The sequence below is a fragment of the Micromonospora halophytica genome, assembly GCF_900090245.1.
GTDB lineage: Bacteria > Actinomycetota > Actinomycetes > Mycobacteriales > Micromonosporaceae > Micromonospora > Micromonospora halophytica.
The window spans coordinates 209,233-226,516 of the sequence record NZ_FMDN01000006.1 but is presented as its reverse complement, the minus strand read 5'-3'; the positions used below and the strand labels follow the sequence as shown (position 1 = coordinate 226,516).

Here is a 17,284-nt window from a genome sequence, read left to right as displayed (position 1 = left end):
CCGTGGGACGATCATGCGGAGAGGCTTCCGCAGGCGTGGCGACCAGGCAACTCGATATTGGTGACGCGGTGTGCGGGCCGACGGCCGCATGAGCGACATTTTCGCAGGTGCGAGACCATGCAGATATGAGTGCTGTCGTCCTTTCCCCGTTGATCCTTTAGGCTTCGACGCGTGACAACCCGGTCCGCGCTCGGCGGCCGAGCGGTCTATCCCGGCACCTTCGACCCGCTCACGCCCGGGCACCTCGACATCATCGATCGGGCCCGCCGACTGTTCGGGCAAGTCACTGTGCTTGTCGCCATCAACCGAGCCAAGACGCCCGCGACGGCACCGACTGCCAGAGCGGCGGCGATCCGGGACGCTCTTCCGAGTGACTGGGACAACGTCGACGGAGACGGCATGATCATGCAAGTCACGGCCATTCCGGGTGCTCCGCCGCAGGTCGGAGCACCCGACGTGATCACTTGGCGTTGAAGTAGTTCGCCTCCGGGTGGTGCACCACGATCGCGTCGGTGGCCTGCTCCGGCACCAACTGGAACTCCTCCGACAGCTGCACCCCGATCCGCTCCGCGCCCAACAGCTCCACGATCTTCGCCCGGTCCTCCAACTCCGGGCAGGCCGGGTAGCCGAACGCGTACCGGCAGCCCCGGTAGTCGTTGCGCAGCAGGCCGGCCAGGTCCGCCGGGTCGTCGGCAGCGACCGTACGCCCGCCGGGCAGGGTCAGCTCACTGCGGATGCGCCGGTGCCAGTACTCGGCGAGCGCCTCGGTGAGCTGCACGGACAGGCCGTGCACCTCCAGATAGTCGCGGTACTCGTTGGCGGCGAACATCTTCGCGGTGTACTCGCTGATCGGCTGCCCGACGGTGACCAGCTGCAACGCCACCACGTCGAGCTGGTCGCCCCTGGGCCGGAAGAAGTCGGCCAGGCAGAGCCGGCGCTCCTGCCGCTGCCGGGGGAAGGAGAACCGGGCCCGCTCGGTGCTGGCGTTCTCGTCCAGCACCACCAGGTCGTTGCCCTCGGCGTACGCGGGGAAGTAGCCGTAGACGACGGCCGCCTCCAGGACCTGGTCGGCGATCAGCCGGTCCAGCCAGTAGCGCAGTCGCGGGCGACCCTCGGTCTCCACCAGCTCCTCGTACGACGGGCCCTGGCCGCCGCGCGCGCCGCGCAGCCCCCACTGGCCGAGGAAGGTGGCCCGCTCGTCGAGCAGCGCCGAGTAGTCGGCCAGCGGCACACCCTTGACCACCCGGGTGCCGAAGAACGGCGGGGTGGGCACCTCCACGTCGGTGGCCACGTCCGAGCGGACCGAGGCGTCGTCCAGCTCGGGCAGGACCTCGCTGACCATCGCCTTCTGCCGCTCCCGGCGGGCCCGCCGCGCCTCGAGCGCCGCCTCCCGCTCGGGGTCGACGACCGGCGCGCCGCCACGCTTGGCGGTCATCACCCGGTCCATCAGGGACAGCCCCTCGAAGGCGTCGCGGGCGTAGTGCACCTGGCCGGGGAACATGCTCCGCAGGTCGTCCTCGACGTACGCGCGGGTGAGCGCGGCGCCGCCGAGCAGCACGGGCCAGCGCTCGGCGACCCCGCGCGAGGCCATCTCGGCGAGGTTCTCCTTCATGATCACAGTGCTCTTGACCAGCAGCCCGGACATCCCGATCGCGTCGGCCCGATGCTCCTCGGCAGCGTCGAGGATCGCGTTGATCGGCTGTTTGATGCCGATGTTGACGACCTCGTAGCCGTTGTTGGACAGGATGATGTCGACCAGGTTCTTACCGATGTCGTGCACGTCGCCCTTGACGGTGGCGAGCACGATGCGGCCCTTGCCCTCGTCGTCGGCCTTGTCCATGTGCGGTTCCAGGTAGGCCACCGCGGTCTTCATCACCTCGGCGGACTGGAGCACGAACGGCAGCTGCATCTGCCCGGAGCCGAACAGCTCACCGACGACCTTCATCCCGTCGAGCAGGATGTCGTTGATGATGGACAGCGGCGTGCGGCCCTCGGCCATCGCGGTGTCCAGATCGGCCTCCAGGCCGTTGCGCTCCCCGTCGATGATCCGCCGCTTCAGCCGCTCGTCCAGCGGCAGCGCGGCCAACTCCTCGGCCCGGCCGGCCCGCGCCGAGGCGGCGTCGACGCCCTCGAAGACCTCGATGAACCGCTGCACCGGGTCGTACCCCTCGCGGCGCCGGTCGTAGACCAGGTCCAGCGCGATCTGCCGTTGCTCGTCGGGGATCTTCGACATCGGCAGGATCTTGCTGGCGTGCACGATCGCCGAGGTGAGCCCCGCCTGCACACACTCGTGCAGGAAGACCGAGTTGAGCACCTGCCGGGCGGCCGGGTTGAGCCCGAAGGAGACGTTGGAGATCCCGAGGGTGAAGTTGACCCCCGGATAGCGGGCGGCGATCTCCCGGATCGCCTCGATCGTCTCCAGCCCGTCCCGGCGGGTCTCCTCCTGACCGGTGGCGATGGGGAAGGTCAACGCGTCGATGAGGATGTCGGAGCGGCGCATCCCCCACCGGCCGGTCAGGTCGTCGATCAGCCGGGAGGCGATGCGTACCTTCCAGTCCCTGGTGCGGGCCTGGCCCTCCTCGTCGATGAGCAGCGCCACCACGGCGGCGCCGTGCTCCTTGACCACCGGCATCACCCGCGCGTAGCGGGACTCCGGGCCGTCACCGTCCTCGAAGTTGACCGAGTTGACCACGCACCGTCCGCCGAGCATCTCCAGCCCGGCCTCGACCACGGCCGGCTCGGTGGAGTCCAGCATGATCGGCAGGGTGGACGCCGTGGCGAACCGGCCGGCCAGCTCGCGCATGTCCGTGGTGCCGTCCCGGCCGACGTAGTCGACGCAGAGGTCCAGCAGGTGCGAGCCGTCCCGGGCCTGGCTGCGGGCGATCTCCACGCAGGCCTGCCAGTCGGCGGCGAGCATCGCCTCCCGGAACGCCTTCGAGCCGTTGGCGTTGGTCCGCTCCCCCACCATCAGCACGCTGGCGTCCTGGGCGAACGGCACGTGGTGGTAGATCGAGGAGACGCCCGGCTCGGGCCGGGGCTCGCGGGCCACCGGTGTCGCGCCGCGCAGCCGCTCGACGAGCATCCGGATGTGCTCCGGGGTGCTGCCGCAGCAGCCACCCACGAGCGAGACGCCGTACTCGGTGACGAAACGCTCCAGGGCGTCGGCCATCTCGACCGGGGTGAGCGGGAAGTACGCGCCGTCGGCGGTGAGCACGGGCAGGCCGGCGTTCGGCATCACCGACAGCGGGATCCGGGAGTTCTGGGACAGGTGGCGCAGGTGCTCGCCCATCTCGGCCGGGCCGGTGGAGCAGTTGAGCCCGATCAGGTCCACCCCGAGCGGCTCGATGGCGGTCAGCGCCGCACCGATCTCGCTGCCCAGCAGCATGGTGCCGGTGGTCTCGACGGCGACGTGGCAGATGATCGGCACCCGCTGACCCAGCTCGGCCATCGCCCGCTTCGAGCCGACCACTGCGGCCTTGACCTGGAGCAGGTCCTGACAGGTCTCGACGATCAGGGCGTCCGCGCCGCCGGCGATCAGGCCGGTGGCGTTCTCCTGGTACGCGTCGCGCAGCGTCGCGTAGGCCGTGTGGCCCAGGGTGGGCAGCTTGGTGCCCGGGCCGATCGAGCCGAGCACGAAGCGGGGCTGCTCGGGAGTGGCGTACGCGTCGGCGGCCTCCCGGGCCAGCCGGGCGCCCGTCTCGGACAGCTCCCGGATCCGCCCCTCGATGCCGTACTCGGCCAGGTTGGCCAGGTTGGCGCCGAAGGTGTTCGTCTCGATGCAGTCCGCCCCGACCGCCAGGTACGCCTCGTGCACCCCGCGCACCACGTCGGGACGGGTGACGTTGAGGATCTCGCTGCATCCTTCGAGGCCGTCGTAGTCGTCGAGGGTCAGGTCCGCGGCATGCAGCATCGTCCCCATCGCGCCGTCGGCGATGAGGATCCGGTCGGCAAGCACATCCAGCAACGAAGTCCGCACGCCTTCAGGTTAATCCGACCATCCGGGCGACCGCTGCAACCCACTGGCGGGTCCCACATTCTGTCAGCGGAATCACCGTTTCCGATTCGTACCGGTTCGCCGCCTGGCGGATCGGCGGACCGGCGCGGCCGACGGGCCGTGTCCAGCCACGGCACGTAGGCTGACGGACGTGAAGGACATCAGCGACGCGACCGTGCGACAGCTCCAGGTCGCGGCGCGGCGTCAGACGCGCCGAGCTGGAGTTGTCGTAGGCGGACGGACGAGCGGGCGGACGCCCGGCGCCGTCCCCGACGAGCAGGGTGAGGTGACGGCGTGACCGAGTTCGACGGGCTGCCGGTGCTGCGGTCCCCGGTGGCGATCGCCGCCTTCGAGGGGTGGAACGACGCCGCGGACGCCTCGACCGCCGCCGTGGAGCACCTGGAACAGGTCTGGCAGGCCCGACCGGTCACCGAGCTGGACCCGGAGGACTTCTACGACTTCCAGGTCAGCCGACCGACGATCAGCATGGCCGACGGCGAGACCCGGCGGGTCGAGTGGCCCACCACGCGGTTCATGGTGGCCAGCCCGGAGGGCACCGAGCGGGACGTGGTGCTGATCCGGGGCATCGAGCCGAGCATGCGCTGGCGCACCTTCTGCGAGCAGGTGCTGGAGATCTGCCACAGCCTGGAGGTGGAACGGGTGGTGCTGCTCGGCGCGCTGCTGGCCGACGTGCCGTACACCCGACCGTTGCCGATCAGCGGCAGTGCCTCCGACGCGGCGGCAGCCGAGCGCTACCAGCTCACCCCCACCCGCTACGACGGACCGACCGGAATCGTCGGGGTACTGCACGACGCGTGCATCCGGGCCCAGGTGGACGCCGTCTCGTTCTGGGTGCACGTACCGCACTACGCGAACAACCCGCCCTGCCCGAAGGCCACCCTCGCGCTGCTGCACCGGGTGGAGGACGTGCTGGATCTGCCGGTGCCGATGGCCGACCTGGCCGAGGAGGCCGCCGAGTGGGAGCAGCGGGTGCGCGGCGCGGCCGAGCAGGACGCCGAGCTGGGCGAGTACGTCCGTGAGCTGGAGGAGCGCGTCGGCGACGCCGGCATCACCCCGCTGACCGGCGACGAGATCGCCCAGGAGTTCGAGAAGTACCTGCGCCGCCGGGGTGGCTCGGCGGGCCCGACCGCAGGCTCCTGGTAGCCCCTCCCCCTACACCGACCCGGCCCCCGGACGACGAAACGTCCGGGGGCCGGGTCTTTTCGCGTGTCCGGGGTGGCGACGTCACCACCTCTACGGCATCCTAGGAACCTAGCTGTCAAGAGGAGGCGGGCGTGCAGATCAACCCGGGGGCCGCCGAGTTCCCGCACCGGCAGATCGCCGCGCAGCTCAAGGCCCAGGTGCGCCGCGGCGACTGGGCACCGGGCGAGCGGCTGCCGTCCATCCCGGCCATCGCCGAGATGTTCGGCGTGGCGAAGCAGACCGTGCAGCGCGCCGTCGACCAGTTGCGGGTCGAGGGCATCCTGATCACCAAGCCCGGCTCCGGCACGTACGTCCGCGGCACCCGGCGCCGGCTCAACCGGCTCTCCCGCGGCCGGTACGGCGGCTTCCGCGGCTACCACACCGACCTCGCCGCCCGATACCGACAGCAACTCGTCCAGGTCGGCCGCGCGCCGGCCCCGCCGGAGGTGGCCGACGCGTTCGGCGTACCCGACGGCACCGACCTGCTCTGCCGCCGGCACCTGGTGCGCACCGACGACTCACCGGTCGAGGTGGGCGCCTCCTGGTTCCTGCCGAAGGACACCGCCGGCACCTCGCTGGAACGCGCCGAGGCGTTCGGCCGGCCGCTCTACCAGGAGGCCGAAGAGGCCACCGGCCGGCGGTACGTCTCGGCGACCGACACCATCAGCGCCCGGCAGCCCAGCCGGGAGGAGGCCGAGACCCTCCAGATCCGCCCCGACACACCGGTGCTGCACCTGCTGCACGTCGCCTACGACGGTGACCGCAAGCCGATCGAGGTCGCCCAGGCCACCTGGCCCGGCCCGATGACCACCCTCACCGAGGAGTACCGCATCCCCGCCCCGGCCCCGGAACAGGACCCCGACCCCGGCCTGGTGCTCGGCTGACCGCGGCTTCGACGATCTTGCAGTTCGGGCCGCGACGAAAGGTGCGGAAGCCGCGAGTCGGCGGCCGGAACTGCAAGATCGACGGCAGGCAGGGGCGAGCGACGGGGCGAGGGTTCAGAGGCGGACGCCGAGCAGGGCGTCCACGGTGGTGGTGAAGAGCGCCGGGGCCTGCGGGTCGTCGGCGGCGCCGGCGAGGGTCCGCTCGGCCCAGTCGTCGGCCAGCGCGAGCGCTCCCGGGGTGTCCAGGTCGTCGGCGAGCCGGGCGCGTACCCCCGCCAGGAACGCCTCCCCGGACGGCCCGATCGGCGCGGCGGCAGCCCGCCGCCAGCGGGCCAGCCGCGCCTGCGCGGCATCGAGCAGCTCGTCGGTCCAGGTGCGGTCGGCGCGGTAGTGGCCGGACATCAGCCCGAGCCGGACAGCCATCGGGTCGACCCGGTCGGCCCGCAGCCGGGAGACGAAGACCAGGTTGCCCTTGGACTTCGACATCTTCTCGCCGTTGAGGCCGATCATGCCGGCGTGCACGTAGTGATCGGCGAAGGGCGCCGCGTCGGTGAGCCGTTCGGCGTGCGCGGCGGAGCACTCGTGGTGCGGGAAGAGCAGGTCGTTGCCGCCGCCCTGCACGTCGATCCGGTCGCCGAGCAGGTTCAGCGCGATCACCGCGCACTCGATGTGCCAGCCGGGGCGGCCGGCCCCCAGCTCGCCACCGGGCCAGGACGGCTCCCCCTCGCGGGCCCCGCGCCAGAGCAGCGGATCCAGTGGGTCACGCTTGCCGGCCCGGTCGGGGTCGCCACCACGCTCCGGGAAGATCTCCAGCATCTGCTCCCGGGTCAGGTTGGACTCGTAGCCGAACGCCGGTGCGGCGCTGACGTCGAAGTAGACGTCGCCGGTACCGTCGTCGAGCCGGTACGCCGCGCCGTCCTTGAGCAGCACCTGCACCTTCTCGGCGATGTCCGGGATCGACTCCACCGCGCCGACGTAGTGCGCCGGCGGGATGATCCGCAGCGCCTCCATGTCCTCGCGGAACAGCGCGGTCTCCCGCATGGCCAGGACCTTCCAGTCCTCGCCGTCGCGCTCGGCCCGCTCCAGCAACGGATCGTCGATGTCGGTGACGTTCTGCACGTACCGGACGGTCAGGCCGGCGTCGCGCCACATCCGCTGCACCAGATCAAAAGTGATCATGGTGGCGGCGTGCCCCAGGTGGGTGGCGTCGTAAGGGGTGATACCGCAGACGTACATGCGGGCCGCGCCGTCGGGCCGGCTGGGGTGGACACCGCGCCGGGCCGAGTCGTACAAGCTCAGCGGCCCGCCGTTCCCCGGCAGCCGTGGCACCTCGTGTCCCGCCCAAGACTCCATGACCGTCAGCCTAACGAGCCGTCAGGCCGCGGGTGGGCACCCTCCGGGTGATCAACACGACAACGGCTCACATGGGCGGCCAGGGCATCGCCGGCCAGTCCTGCGGTGGTTGCGGGTAGCGACCGGTCTCGCGCAGCCGGTCGATACGGGCGGCCAGCTCGGCGACCTCACCGAGGGTCAGGTGCTCGGCCAGCTCCTCGCCCAGCTCACCGGCGACCAGACCGGCGAGGGTGTCGAGCATCTGGACCACGTCCGGCGGCAACTGTCGGCCCGCCCAGCCCCACAGGACCGTACGCAGCTTCTCCTCGACGTGGAAGCAGACGCCGTGGTCGACGCCGTAGAGCCGGTCGTCCGGGCCGACCAGCACATGCCCACCCTTGCGGTCGGCGTTGTTGAGCACCGCGTCGAGCACCGCGAGCCGGGCCAGCCGCGGGTCGTCGGCGTGGGCGAGCGCGTACGCGGCCCCGTCGTCGTCCCGGGCGGCCGCGACCGGGAACCAGCGCGGCGGCACCGCCGCGGCGGGGACGAACCCGACCAGCGGCTCCGCGTCCTCCGGCTCGTCGATCCAGAGCTGGCAGGAGCCGGGGCCGAACGGCCCGTCCCGCAGCACCGTCGGCGGCACCAGGCCCCACCCGGTGGCCCGGGAGACCAGGTACGCCGAGACCTCCCGCCCGGCCAGGGTGCCGTCGGGGAAGTCCCAGAGTGGACGCTCCCCGCGTACCGGCTTGTAGACGCAGCGGGCGGTTCGCCCGTCGAGGGTCAGAATCCCGCGCAGGGTCGTGTTGGAGGCGTCGACCAGCCGCCCCTCGATGTCGAGCTCGCCGTCGCGCAGCAGCCGGAGCGCCGCACTGCCGTCGTGGCGGGGCTGCAACTCCGACGAGGTCACCGGTGGTAGCCGTTGTGCCGCGGGCAGAGGTGACCGGCGGGGTCGAGTGGCTGCCCGCAGAGCGGGCAGGGTGGCCGACCGGCGTTGACCACCCGGCGGGCCCGCTCGATGAACTCACGGGTCGCCTCGGGGGTCAGCCGCACCCGGAGCCGGTCGAGATCCTCGTCCGGCTCCTCGTCGTCCTCGTCGTCCTCGTCGTCGCCGCCGAGCTCGACCTCGACCTCCGTCTCACCGGCGGCGATCGCCTCGATCACCACGGTCGCGCTGTCGACGTCGAAGGCCAGGCCGAGGGTGCCGACCCGGAACTCCTCGTCGACCGGGGTGTCCAGCGGGTCGTTGTCACCGAGCGCGGCCGACGCCTCGGGCAGCTGGACACCGAAGCGGCGCTGGGCCTCGGCGAGCAGCTCCTCCAGCTTCTCGGCGAGCAGGGACACCTGCACCTTCTCCAGCGCGACGCTGACCAGCCGGCCGCCGCCGCGCGCCTGCAGGAAGAACGTGCGCTCCCCCGGCGGCCCGACGGTCCCGGCGACGAACCGCTCCGGCGGCTCGAAGGCGTGCACCTGGTGGGTCATGCCCACGACCCTATCCGGCGGGCGGAAGCGTCGCGTACCGCACCGAGGGTGGTTCAGCCGAGGGCGAAACGCCGCGGGCGGCGCGCGAACGCCCCCGGCGTGGCGGCGCCGCTCAGCCGGCGGCCCCCGCGCCGCCACCCACGGCGGCGTCGGAGTCGGCCCGCCGACTGGCCCGCCGGCGCCGCTTCGGCGGCGGCGGCACCAGCGCGGCCAGGTCACCGCCGGTGTCGTTGAGCCGGACCAGGAAGGGGCGCAGCGGGGTGTAGCGGATCGCGGTGACCGACGCCGGGTCGGCGACGATGCGCTGGAACAGATCCAGGTGTACGCCGAGCGCGTCCGCCACGATGGCCTTGATCACATCGCCGTGGCTGCACGCCAGCCAGACCGCCTCGGGGCCGTGCTCGGCGGTCACCCGGGCGTCCCAGGTGCGCACCGCGGCGACCGCCCGGGCGGCCATCGCGGCCATCGACTCCCCCGCCGGGAAGACCACGGCGCTGGGGTGCTGCTGCACGACCGGCCAGAGCGGCTCCTTGGCCAGCTTCTTCAGCGGCTGCCCCTCCCAGGCGCCGTAGCCGCACTCGATCAGCCCCTCCTCGACCACCGGCGCGGCCTGCGGCAGCGCCAGCTCCAGGGTCTGCCGGCAGCGGATCAGCGGGCTGGTGACCACCGTCGCCAACGGCAGCCCGCGCAGCCGCTCGCCGACGGCGGCGGCCTGGGCACGGCCGGTGTCGTCGAGCTCGACCGGCTGGCGGCCGGCCAGCCCGCCGTCGGCGTTCGCCGTCGTCCGGCCGTGTCGCAGAAGCAGAAGGGTCGCCACGCCGTCCACCCTACGGGCGGCCCGGACAGCCGGCGGCCCCCGGCACACAGGTGGTGTCGGGGGCCGCCGGCGATGTCGCGTCCACCCGGCGTACCGACGCCGGGCGGCTGGCTCAGGTGGCGCTGATCGTGCCGGTGAGCAGCAGCGCGAGCACCAGCGTGCCGAGCGCCACCCGGTAGAGCACGAAGACGTACAGGGTGTGGTGGGCGACGTAGCGCAGCAGCCAGGCGATGGCCGCGTAGCCGATCGCGAAGGCGATCACGGTGGCCACCACCATCTGCGCCACGGTCGGCACCGAGGTGCCCGGCGCGGCCGGTTCGAACACGTCACCGACGCTGAAGATCCCCGACATCACCACCGCCGGGATGGCCAGCAGGAAGGAGTACCGCGCCGCCGCCTCCCGGGTCAGGTTGAGCAGCAGGCCGGCGGTGAGCGTGCCGCCGGAGCGGGACACCCCCGGGATCAGCGCCATCGCCTGGGCGAAGCCCATCACGACGCCGTCGCGCATCCGGAAGTTCTCCAGCGTGCGGGTCTGCCGGCCCCAGTACTCGGCGAAGGCCAGCACGAAGGCGAAGACGATCAGCGTGGTGGCGACCACCCACAGGTTGCGGGCGGTCTCCCGGATCTGGTCCTTGAAGAGGAACCCGAACAGCCCGATCGGGATCGAGCCGACGATGACGTACCAGCCCATCCGGTAGTCGAGGCTGGCGCGCACCGAGCGGTCCCGCAGGCCGACCAGCCAGGTCCGGGTGATCCGCCAGATGTCCTTGGCGAAGTAGATCAGCACCGCCGCCTCGGTACCCAGCTGGGTGACCGCGGTGAAGGAGGCGCCGGCGTCCCGGTCGAAGAAGATCGCGGAGGTGATCCGCAGGTGTCCCGACGAGCTGACCGGCAGGAACTCGGTGAGTCCCTGGACGATGCCCAGGACGATGGCTTCGACCCAGGTCACTCGCCGACCCCGGAGAGGTCGAGGGCCTCGGCCACGGTACGCAGGGTCTGCACGCCGCTGTCCCGGTCGGCCACGAAGAGGGTCACCGACAGGGTGGTCACCCCGGCGGCGGCGTACTCCCGCATCCGCTCGGCGATACGCTCCTTCGGGCCGAGCAGCGAGGTGCGGTCGATGAACTCCATCGGCACCGCCGCGGCGGCGTCACGCTGCCGCTTGGCCAGGTAGAGGTCCTGCACCTCGCGGGCCGCGTCGCCGTAGCCCATCCGGGTGGCGAGCTGGTTGTAGAAGTTCTGCTGCCGGCTGCCCATGCCGCCGACGTAGAGGGCGGCGTACCACCGGACCAGCTCCGCGCAGGAGGCGATGTCGTCGCCGACCACCACCGGCACCGAGGGGACGACGTCGAAGCCGGCCAGCTCCTTGCCGGCCTTCGCCCGGCCGGCGCTGACCGAGGCGAGCTGCTCCTCGGCGAACTCGGGAGCGTAGAAGACGGCGAGCCAGCCGTCGGCGATCTCGCCGGCCAGTTCGAGGTTCTTCGGGCCGACGGCGGCCAGGTAGATCGGGATGTGCTCGCGCGGCGGGTGGAAACCCAGCCGCAGCGCCTTGCCCGGCCCGTCGGGCAGCGGCAGGGTGTAGTGCTCGCCGTCGTAGGCGACCTCCTTGCGGGCCACCGCGAGCTTCACGATGTCGACGTACTCCCGGGTCCGCGCGAGCGGCTTGGCGAAGCGTACGCCGTGCCAGCCCTCGGAGACCTGAGGACCGGAGACGCCCAGGCCGAGCCGGAACCGGCCGCCGGAGAGCGCGTCGATGGTGGCCGCGGTCATCGCGGTCATCGCCGGGGTCCGGGCGGGGATCTGCATCACCGCGCTGCCCACGTCGATCCGCTCGGTCTGGCCGGCCATCCAGGCCAGCATGCTCGGCGAGTCGGAGCCGTAGGCCTCGGCGGCCCACACCACCGAGTAGCCGAGCCGGTCCGCCTCCTGGGCGAGCGCGAGGTGGTCGGCGGGTGTGCTCCACGCCGTCTGATATCCGAGGCTGAGCCCGAGTCGCACTGGTCCTCCCCCATCCGCAGCACAGGTCGCACCAGGGTACGCAATGGCGGAGGTGGCCCCGATCACCGGCTCACCCCACCCGTGCGGGCGGTCGACGACCGGCACGGACCCCGCCGACGGTCGGATCGGCGACGCAGGGGCCAGACATGACGGGAGCGAGGATATCCGTGACGCCGGGTTCGAAATAAGGTTCACCCATGCAACAGCGACCGCTCGGCCGAAGCGGGCTGGCGGTTTCCCGGCTCGCGCTCGGCACCATGACCTGGGGTCGGGACACCGATGCCGACGACGCGGCCGCCCAGCTGAAGAGTTACCTCGACGCGGGCGGCAACCTGGTCGACACCGCCGACGTCTTCGGCGACGGCGACGCCGAGTCGGTGCTCGGCTCGCTGCTCGGTGCTCTCGTCCCCCGCGACGAGGTGCTCATCGCCACCAAGGCGGGCCTGCGGCCGGGCAGCGGACGGCGGCGCGACGGCTCCCGGGGCCACCTGCTGCGCACCCTCGACGCGTCGCTGCGCCGGCTGGGCACCGACCACGTCGACCTGTGGCAGGTGCACGGGTACGACCCGGACACCCCGCTGGAGGAGACCCTGGCGGCGCTGGATCACGCGGTGGCCAGCGGCCGGGTCCGCTACGTCGGCGTGTCGAACTTCTCCGGCTGGCAGACCGCCCGCGCCGCCGCCTGGCAGGCCGCCTGGCCGGGGCGGGCTCCGGTGGTCGCCGCACAGGTGGAGTACTCGCTGCTGGAGCGGGGCGTGGAGCGGGAGGTGCTGCCGGCGTGCGCGGCGCTCGGGCTGGGCGTGCTGCCCTGGTCGCCGCTGGGCCGGGGGGTGCTCACCGGCAAGTACCGCAACGGGCGGCCCGCGGACTCCCGGGCCGCCTCGGCGCACTTCGAACGCTTCGTCACCACCTACCTGGAACCGCGCTGCTCCAGCATCGTGGAGGCGGTCGCCATCGCGGCCGGCGGGCTGGGCGTCTCACCGCTGGAGGTGGCGCTGGCCTGGATCCGGGACCGGCCCGGGGTGACCGCGCCGATCCTGGGCGCGCGCACGGTGGGTCAACTGCTCGGCGCGTTGCAGGTGGAACGAATGACCCTGCCGGAGGAGATCACCACCGCGCTGGACGACGTCTCCGCCGTGCCGGTGGGCTACCCCGAGCGGGACGGCTGAGCGCTCAGCGGCCGGCGGGCCGCTTGCCGGGGACGCCCTCCAACGCCTGGAGGAAGCGGTTCTGGTCGTCCCTGGTGGTCGGGTTCACCACGTGGATCCAGGAGCCGTCGTCGAAGACGATCGTCGCCGGGAACTGCAGCAGCCGGGTGGGGCCGTAGTCGAAGTCGATCCGGGCCAGGCGGCGCCGCTCGACGCTCCACAACAGCCGGGGCCGACGCCCGTCCGGCTGGCCCGGGGCGGGACGCTCGGGCAGCTCCAGCACGTGCAGGTGGGTGTCGGTGACCGCGACCGGGGTGTCGGTGAACCGGGCCAGGAACAGCAGCATGCCGCCGGCGAGGCTGGTCAGGTCGCCGCTGAACGCGTACCGGTAGTGGTAGGTGAACTCGGCGAGCTGGTCGGCGAGCGGCTCGTACGCGTCGAAGCCGAACAGGGCCCGGAACGCCTCCTGCTCTCCGGTGAGCGGCAGCGGCCGCCTCGGCGGCACGAGCTGCCCGTCCCGTACCCGCCCGGCATCCGTCCCGCCTGCCACCACCGCCTTGGCGGGCAGGGTGAGCACACCGGCGGCGATCCGCACCGGGGTGATCACCGCGTCGACCCAGGCGACCGGGTTGACGATGTTCAGCAGCCCGAACAGCACCCGGGGGTCGAACGAGTCGGCGAGGGCGTCGCCCACCTGGTCGGCGAACTGCGCGCCCATCTTGTGGTACTCGTCGCTGTAGAAGCCGAACTGGCTGACGTAGCGGACCTGCTGGCCGGGCACCAGGGGCGCCACCAGCAGCCGCTCCGGCTCGTCGGTGCCGCGGAATTCCTCGCGCAGCTCCCGGGCCTTGTCGCGGACGCTGCGCGCCTGACCCACCACCGAGCCGGTCAGCCGGGTGATCCGGTTCCACGCTCCGGTCATGTCGTCCTCTCCGTCATGGCGGTCGCCTGCGCGCCGGTGGCCGGGCCCGGTGGGTGGTCCGAGGACATTGTGGCCGACCCGGTCGAGCCGGACCCACCGCCGGGCGAGCGCGGCGCGTGCTCGTGTCCGTGCCCGCCGCGACCGTGCCGGTGCCCGCGGTGGAGCGGCCCCTCGCCGACACCGGCGATCCCGATCGGATGATCCCCCGCCGGGACGGCCCGGACGGCTACCGGCCCGCCGGTTGCCCGGCGGGCGGCTGCCCGAAGACGTTCTGGTCGATCCAGTCGGCCCCGCTCTGCACGGCCTCCTGCACCTGGTCGCCGACCTGCTCGGAGCCGGGCACGGACAGCCCGGTGCCGATCGCGACGGTGCCCCAGGTGACGCCGTGGATGACGGTGTTGGGGATGTTCCAGGGCAGGTTGGTCGCCCAGTCCCGGGCGATGATCTTGCCGCCGTCGACGAGGCCGTTGTTGCGCAGCGCGCCCATCCGGTCGAACATGCCCATGTCGAACGGCGAGCCGGACTTGCCGAGCTTGAAGGTGCCCTTCGCCGGGTCGGTAACCTTGTGGTACCACTTGTCCGCCTTGCCGGCGGCAGCCCGCTTGTCGGCGTACTTCTGGCCCTTCATCAGGGCCTTCTGCTTGTCCGCGAGCTTGTTCAGGTGCCGGCCCAGCTTCTGCAGCTGGGTGATGATCTTCTCCAGCTTGAGGATGATCCGCTCCAGCAGCCGGACCACCTTCGGCAGGTGGGTCGCCAGCGGCCGGATGGCCTTCACGGCCCGGGCCAGAGTGATCATGAAGCGGGTGGCGGTGACCGCCATGCCGGTGGCCCAGGACGCGCCGGCCGTGAACGGCGCCATCAGCAACGCGGTGATCAGGGTGACCAGCAGGAAGTTGACGAACTCGACGCAGATGTCGACCAGCACCTCGTGGGTGATCTGCAACCCGTCGGCGACCCCCCGGAGGTACTCCGCGGTCGCCGTGAACTGGTCTGCCACGTCCAGCAACTGCTGCTCGGTCCCGGCGAGGCGCTGCCCGTACGCGTCGCCCGCCGGTGAACGCCAGCCGGACCGCTCGGCCTCACGGACGCTGCGGTGGTTGAGCGCGATCTCGCGTACCCGGGCTGCGACCGCGTCCCACTGCGTCGCGTGCGCCCGCAGCACCTCGGGGTCGCCGTCGACCATGTCGACCAGCTGGATCAGCGGCCAGGCGAGGGTACGACAGACACTGTCGACCGCCTTGTCCACCGTGGACAGTGCGCCGTCGATGTTGTTCCAGAGCTCGACGGCGCTGCCCGCGGGCCCGCTCATCGGCCCAGCCCCGAGCGGATCGCGGTGAAGCCGGCGTCGATCTGCTGCTCGTTGCGCTCGTACGAGTCCGCCGTGGCCCCGAGCGAGGTCCCCACCCGGTCGAAGGCGTCCTGCCCGGCACGGAACATCTCCATGCCGCCGCGCACCTGCTCGGCGTACTTGTCGCGCAGGATGTCGCTGGCGAAGGGCAGGTGACCGAACGCACCGGGGGGCACCTCCGCGGCCCCCGCGATGGCGGTGTGCAGCCCGCCCAGCCCGGCGGCGGCCTCCGCCGCGGCAGCCTGCAGGCGACGGACCGTCGCCACGTCCACTTCGATGTCCGGCATCGCCGCTTCCCCCTGTCAGTCGGCGCAGTGACGATACGATCCACCGGCCGTCGGCCGCCACCCCGGTCGACGCCAGGACGGGGAGGAACGAGGGATGACCGATCCAGCATCCGCTTTCGACGCGCTCGCCGGCCGGCTGGCCGCCATCGAGCAGCAGTTCGCCGGCCTGCAGGACGAACTGGCCGCCTTCCGTGCGACCGGGACCGACGACACCGGCCTGGTCACGGTGACGGTCGACGTGGCCGGAGAGCTGACCGACGTGACGTTCGAGCCGGTCGCCCTGCGCGCCGGCAGCCAGGGACTGTCCGACATGGTCCTTCAGGCGTACCGCAAGGCCCGGACCGCGGCGACGGAGCAGATCCAGGAGCGCACCGAGGGGCTGGACGTGAAGCTGGGGTCGAGCCTCGGCGACCTGTTCGGCGCGCCCGGCGACTTCTCCGCGCTCGGCCGCCTCGACGAGACGATGGGCCGACTGGAACGGTTGGAGCGCCGCCTGCCGGGGCAGTCGGCATGACCTCCCCGGGCTGGCCGCAGATCGTGGCACGGCTGCACGACTCGCTGGTCCGCTGCGACCGCGACACCGACCTCGAACTCGCCGTCGGGACCCGCCGCCTGCACCTGGCGGTGCGGCGGGCGACCGTGCGGGGGATCTGCCCGCCGCACGACGCGCGGCAGTTGGCCGACCTCGGCTGGCACGCCACACCGGACGGCAGCGCCTTCTGGTACGAGACACCCCGCACGCCGGAGGCGCTGCGTTGGTGGAGCGGCTTCGCCTGCCGTACCGCGGCGGCCGTGCTGACCACCGACCCCGCCGCGCTGGCCTGCCGGGTCCTGCCGGCGGGCGAGCCGATCACCGACCCCGTCGCGGCCACCCCGGTCGCGGACCCACCACCGGGACACGGCGGGACCTCACCCGCCGACGCCGTGCCGCCCGGCGGCGGGGCGGACCGGACGGCCGGGGGACGGCACCGGGCCGACGACGACCCCGGGCCGGACGCCGGCTCCCCGGCGGGGCGGGAGGCCACGGCCGACGCCACCGGCCTGCTCGCCGAGGCGGCGGCCCGCCACGACCTGCCCGGCTACCTGGGCGTGCTGCTCACCGGCGGGGTGTGCGTGCCGTTGGCCGGCGAGCCGACGCCCGACCGGGAGTTCCCCTGGACCGTCGTGCTGGGCGCGGGCGGAGAGCCACTGCTGCCGGTCTTCACCTCGCCGGACACGCTCACCGCGTTCGCCGGCGCCGGCGTGCCGTTCGTCGCGGCACCCGCCGCCGACCTGCTGGCCGACTGGCCGGACCGGGGCTGGGGGCTGTCCGTCGACCCGGGCGCCCCGCACGGGCTGACGCTCAGCGCGCCGGCGCTGAGCGCACTGCTGGCCGCCAACGACGTCGCCGGGCTCGTCGCACCGGACGGCGCGCGCACCGCGCCGAGCCCGGCCGGGGTCGGCAGCGCGCCCGACCCTGCCGGTGCCGCGCCCGGCCCGGCCGGACTCGGCGCCGCCCCGCCCGGGCCGTCCGCCGACGGAGGTCGGTAGCCGGGCCGAGGGTCCGGTCGCACTCGCCGGTCCGTGGTGGCGGGGCAGGCCAGGACGGTGACCCTGCGTGCCCTCGTCGTCCCGGATCGTGGCAAAGACGCGCGCAGCGGGGTCATGTCGACCGATCCCCATTTACCGACCGTCGGGCACCCATAATTCGATCAACCCGGCAGGGCTGTTGTGCCCCGAAACCCGGGGTTGAGCCACACAGCGGCACTCACGGGGCATTTATCTCGTCCGTTTTCCGACACCCGCCACGGATATCCGAATACAGACCATCAGCGCGTCCAGGTTTTGACAGAACTAAATATTGAGAGCCATTGTTCGCGGTGCTCTAATGAG

The 17,284-nt window shown here is 72.5% G+C and carries 16 protein-coding genes; 6 read left to right on the top strand and 10 right to left on the bottom strand.

Going from position 1 to position 17,284, the window contains the following annotated elements; genetic code table 11:
• Positions 1-171: 171 nt before the first annotated feature.
• Positions 172-474, top strand: coding sequence for an adenylyltransferase/cytidyltransferase family protein (locus GA0070560_RS29430; protein ID WP_091294820.1), 303 nt, complete (start codon positions 172-174; stop codon positions 472-474).
• Here the strand turns inward: GA0070560_RS29430 and metH are convergent.
• Complete coding sequence (gene metH, locus GA0070560_RS11840) at positions 461-3,976, bottom strand: methionine synthase (RefSeq protein WP_170839369.1); 3,516 nt, start codon at positions 3,974-3,976, stop codon at positions 461-463. The two genes, GA0070560_RS29430 and metH, sit on opposite strands and share 14 nt — an antisense overlap.
• A 312-nt stretch (positions 3,977-4,288) precedes the next feature.
• On the opposite strand from metH, the gene GA0070560_RS11835 reads away from it, so the two are divergent.
• On the top strand, positions 4,289-5,158 hold the full coding sequence (locus GA0070560_RS11835) for a PAC2 family protein (protein ID WP_091294814.1): 870 nt from the start codon (positions 4,289-4,291) through the stop codon (positions 5,156-5,158).
• A 131-nt stretch (positions 5,159-5,289) separates the two neighbouring features.
• The gene (locus tag GA0070560_RS11830; RefSeq protein WP_091294810.1) at positions 5,290-6,081 is read left to right on the top strand and encodes a GntR family transcriptional regulator; all 792 of its coding nucleotides are present in this window, start codon (positions 5,290-5,292) and stop codon (positions 6,079-6,081) included.
• A gap of 114 nt (positions 6,082-6,195) precedes the next feature.
• Here GA0070560_RS11830 and mshC read toward each other — a convergent pair whose 3' ends face one another.
• The 6 genes from mshC to GA0070560_RS11800 all read right to left on the bottom strand — a co-directional run bounded on the left by mshC (position 6,196) and on the right by GA0070560_RS11800 (position 11,707).
• Positions 6,196-7,434, bottom strand: a complete 1,239-nt coding sequence (gene mshC / locus GA0070560_RS11825; protein WP_091294808.1) for a cysteine--1-D-myo-inosityl 2-amino-2-deoxy-alpha-D-glucopyranoside ligase — start codon at positions 7,432-7,434, stop codon at positions 6,196-6,198.
• A gap of 67 nt (positions 7,435-7,501) precedes the next feature.
• Positions 7,502-8,320: an SCO1664 family protein gene (locus GA0070560_RS11820; protein WP_091294806.1), complete on the bottom strand. Its 819-nt coding sequence runs from the start codon at positions 8,318-8,320 to the stop codon at positions 7,502-7,504.
• Positions 8,317-8,892, bottom strand: a complete 576-nt coding sequence (locus GA0070560_RS11815) for a DUF3090 domain-containing protein (RefSeq protein WP_091295053.1) — start codon at positions 8,890-8,892, stop codon at positions 8,317-8,319. The genes GA0070560_RS11820 and GA0070560_RS11815 overlap by 4 nt, the downstream gene beginning before the upstream one ends.
• 112 nt (positions 8,893-9,004) lie before the next feature.
• A complete protein-coding gene (locus tag GA0070560_RS11810; RefSeq protein WP_091294804.1) occupies positions 9,005-9,718 on the bottom strand; it encodes an MSMEG_4193 family putative phosphomutase in 714 nt (237 codons plus the stop codon).
• Between the two features lie 103 nt (positions 9,719-9,821).
• Positions 9,822-10,658 (bottom strand): undecaprenyl-diphosphate phosphatase, encoded by an 837-nt coding sequence (locus GA0070560_RS11805; RefSeq protein WP_091294803.1) that lies wholly within the window; start codon positions 10,656-10,658, stop codon positions 9,822-9,824.
• Positions 10,655-11,707, bottom strand: a complete 1,053-nt coding sequence (locus tag GA0070560_RS11800; RefSeq protein ID WP_091294800.1) for an LLM class F420-dependent oxidoreductase — start codon at positions 11,705-11,707, stop codon at positions 10,655-10,657. The genes GA0070560_RS11805 and GA0070560_RS11800 overlap by 4 nt, the downstream gene beginning before the upstream one ends.
• Before the next feature lie 197 nt (positions 11,708-11,904).
• On the opposite strand from GA0070560_RS11800, the gene GA0070560_RS11795 reads away from it, so the two are divergent.
• On the top strand, positions 11,905-12,876 hold the full coding sequence (locus GA0070560_RS11795) for an aldo/keto reductase (RefSeq protein ID WP_091294798.1): 972 nt from the start codon (positions 11,905-11,907) through the stop codon (positions 12,874-12,876).
• 4 nt (positions 12,877-12,880) lie between these two features.
• Here GA0070560_RS11795 and GA0070560_RS11790 read toward each other — a convergent pair whose 3' ends face one another.
• From GA0070560_RS11790 to GA0070560_RS11780, 3 genes are all read right to left on the bottom strand, one after another.
• A complete protein-coding gene (locus GA0070560_RS11790) occupies positions 12,881-13,777 on the bottom strand; it encodes a hypothetical protein (RefSeq protein ID WP_091294797.1) in 897 nt (298 codons plus the stop codon).
• Positions 13,778-14,003: 226 nt separating this feature from the next.
• The gene (locus tag GA0070560_RS11785) at positions 14,004-15,086 is read right to left on the bottom strand and encodes a WXG100 family type VII secretion target (RefSeq protein ID WP_091294794.1); all 1,083 of its coding nucleotides are present in this window, start codon (positions 15,084-15,086) and stop codon (positions 14,004-14,006) included.
• The gene (locus GA0070560_RS11780) at positions 15,083-15,412 is read right to left on the bottom strand and encodes a hypothetical protein (RefSeq protein WP_091294791.1); all 330 of its coding nucleotides are present in this window, start codon (positions 15,410-15,412) and stop codon (positions 15,083-15,085) included. Before GA0070560_RS11780 ends, GA0070560_RS11785 begins: the two co-directional genes overlap by 4 nt.
• A gap of 94 nt (positions 15,413-15,506) precedes the next feature.
• Between GA0070560_RS11780 and GA0070560_RS11775 the strand changes: the two genes are divergently transcribed.
• Positions 15,507-15,926, top strand: coding sequence for a YbaB/EbfC family nucleoid-associated protein (locus GA0070560_RS11775; RefSeq protein WP_091294788.1), 420 nt, complete (start codon positions 15,507-15,509; stop codon positions 15,924-15,926).
• Complete coding sequence (locus GA0070560_RS11770; RefSeq protein ID WP_091294785.1) at positions 15,923-16,942, top strand: SseB family protein; 1,020 nt, start codon at positions 15,923-15,925, stop codon at positions 16,940-16,942. Before GA0070560_RS11775 ends, GA0070560_RS11770 begins: the two co-directional genes overlap by 4 nt.
• The last annotated feature ends 342 nt before the right edge of the window (positions 16,943-17,284 follow it).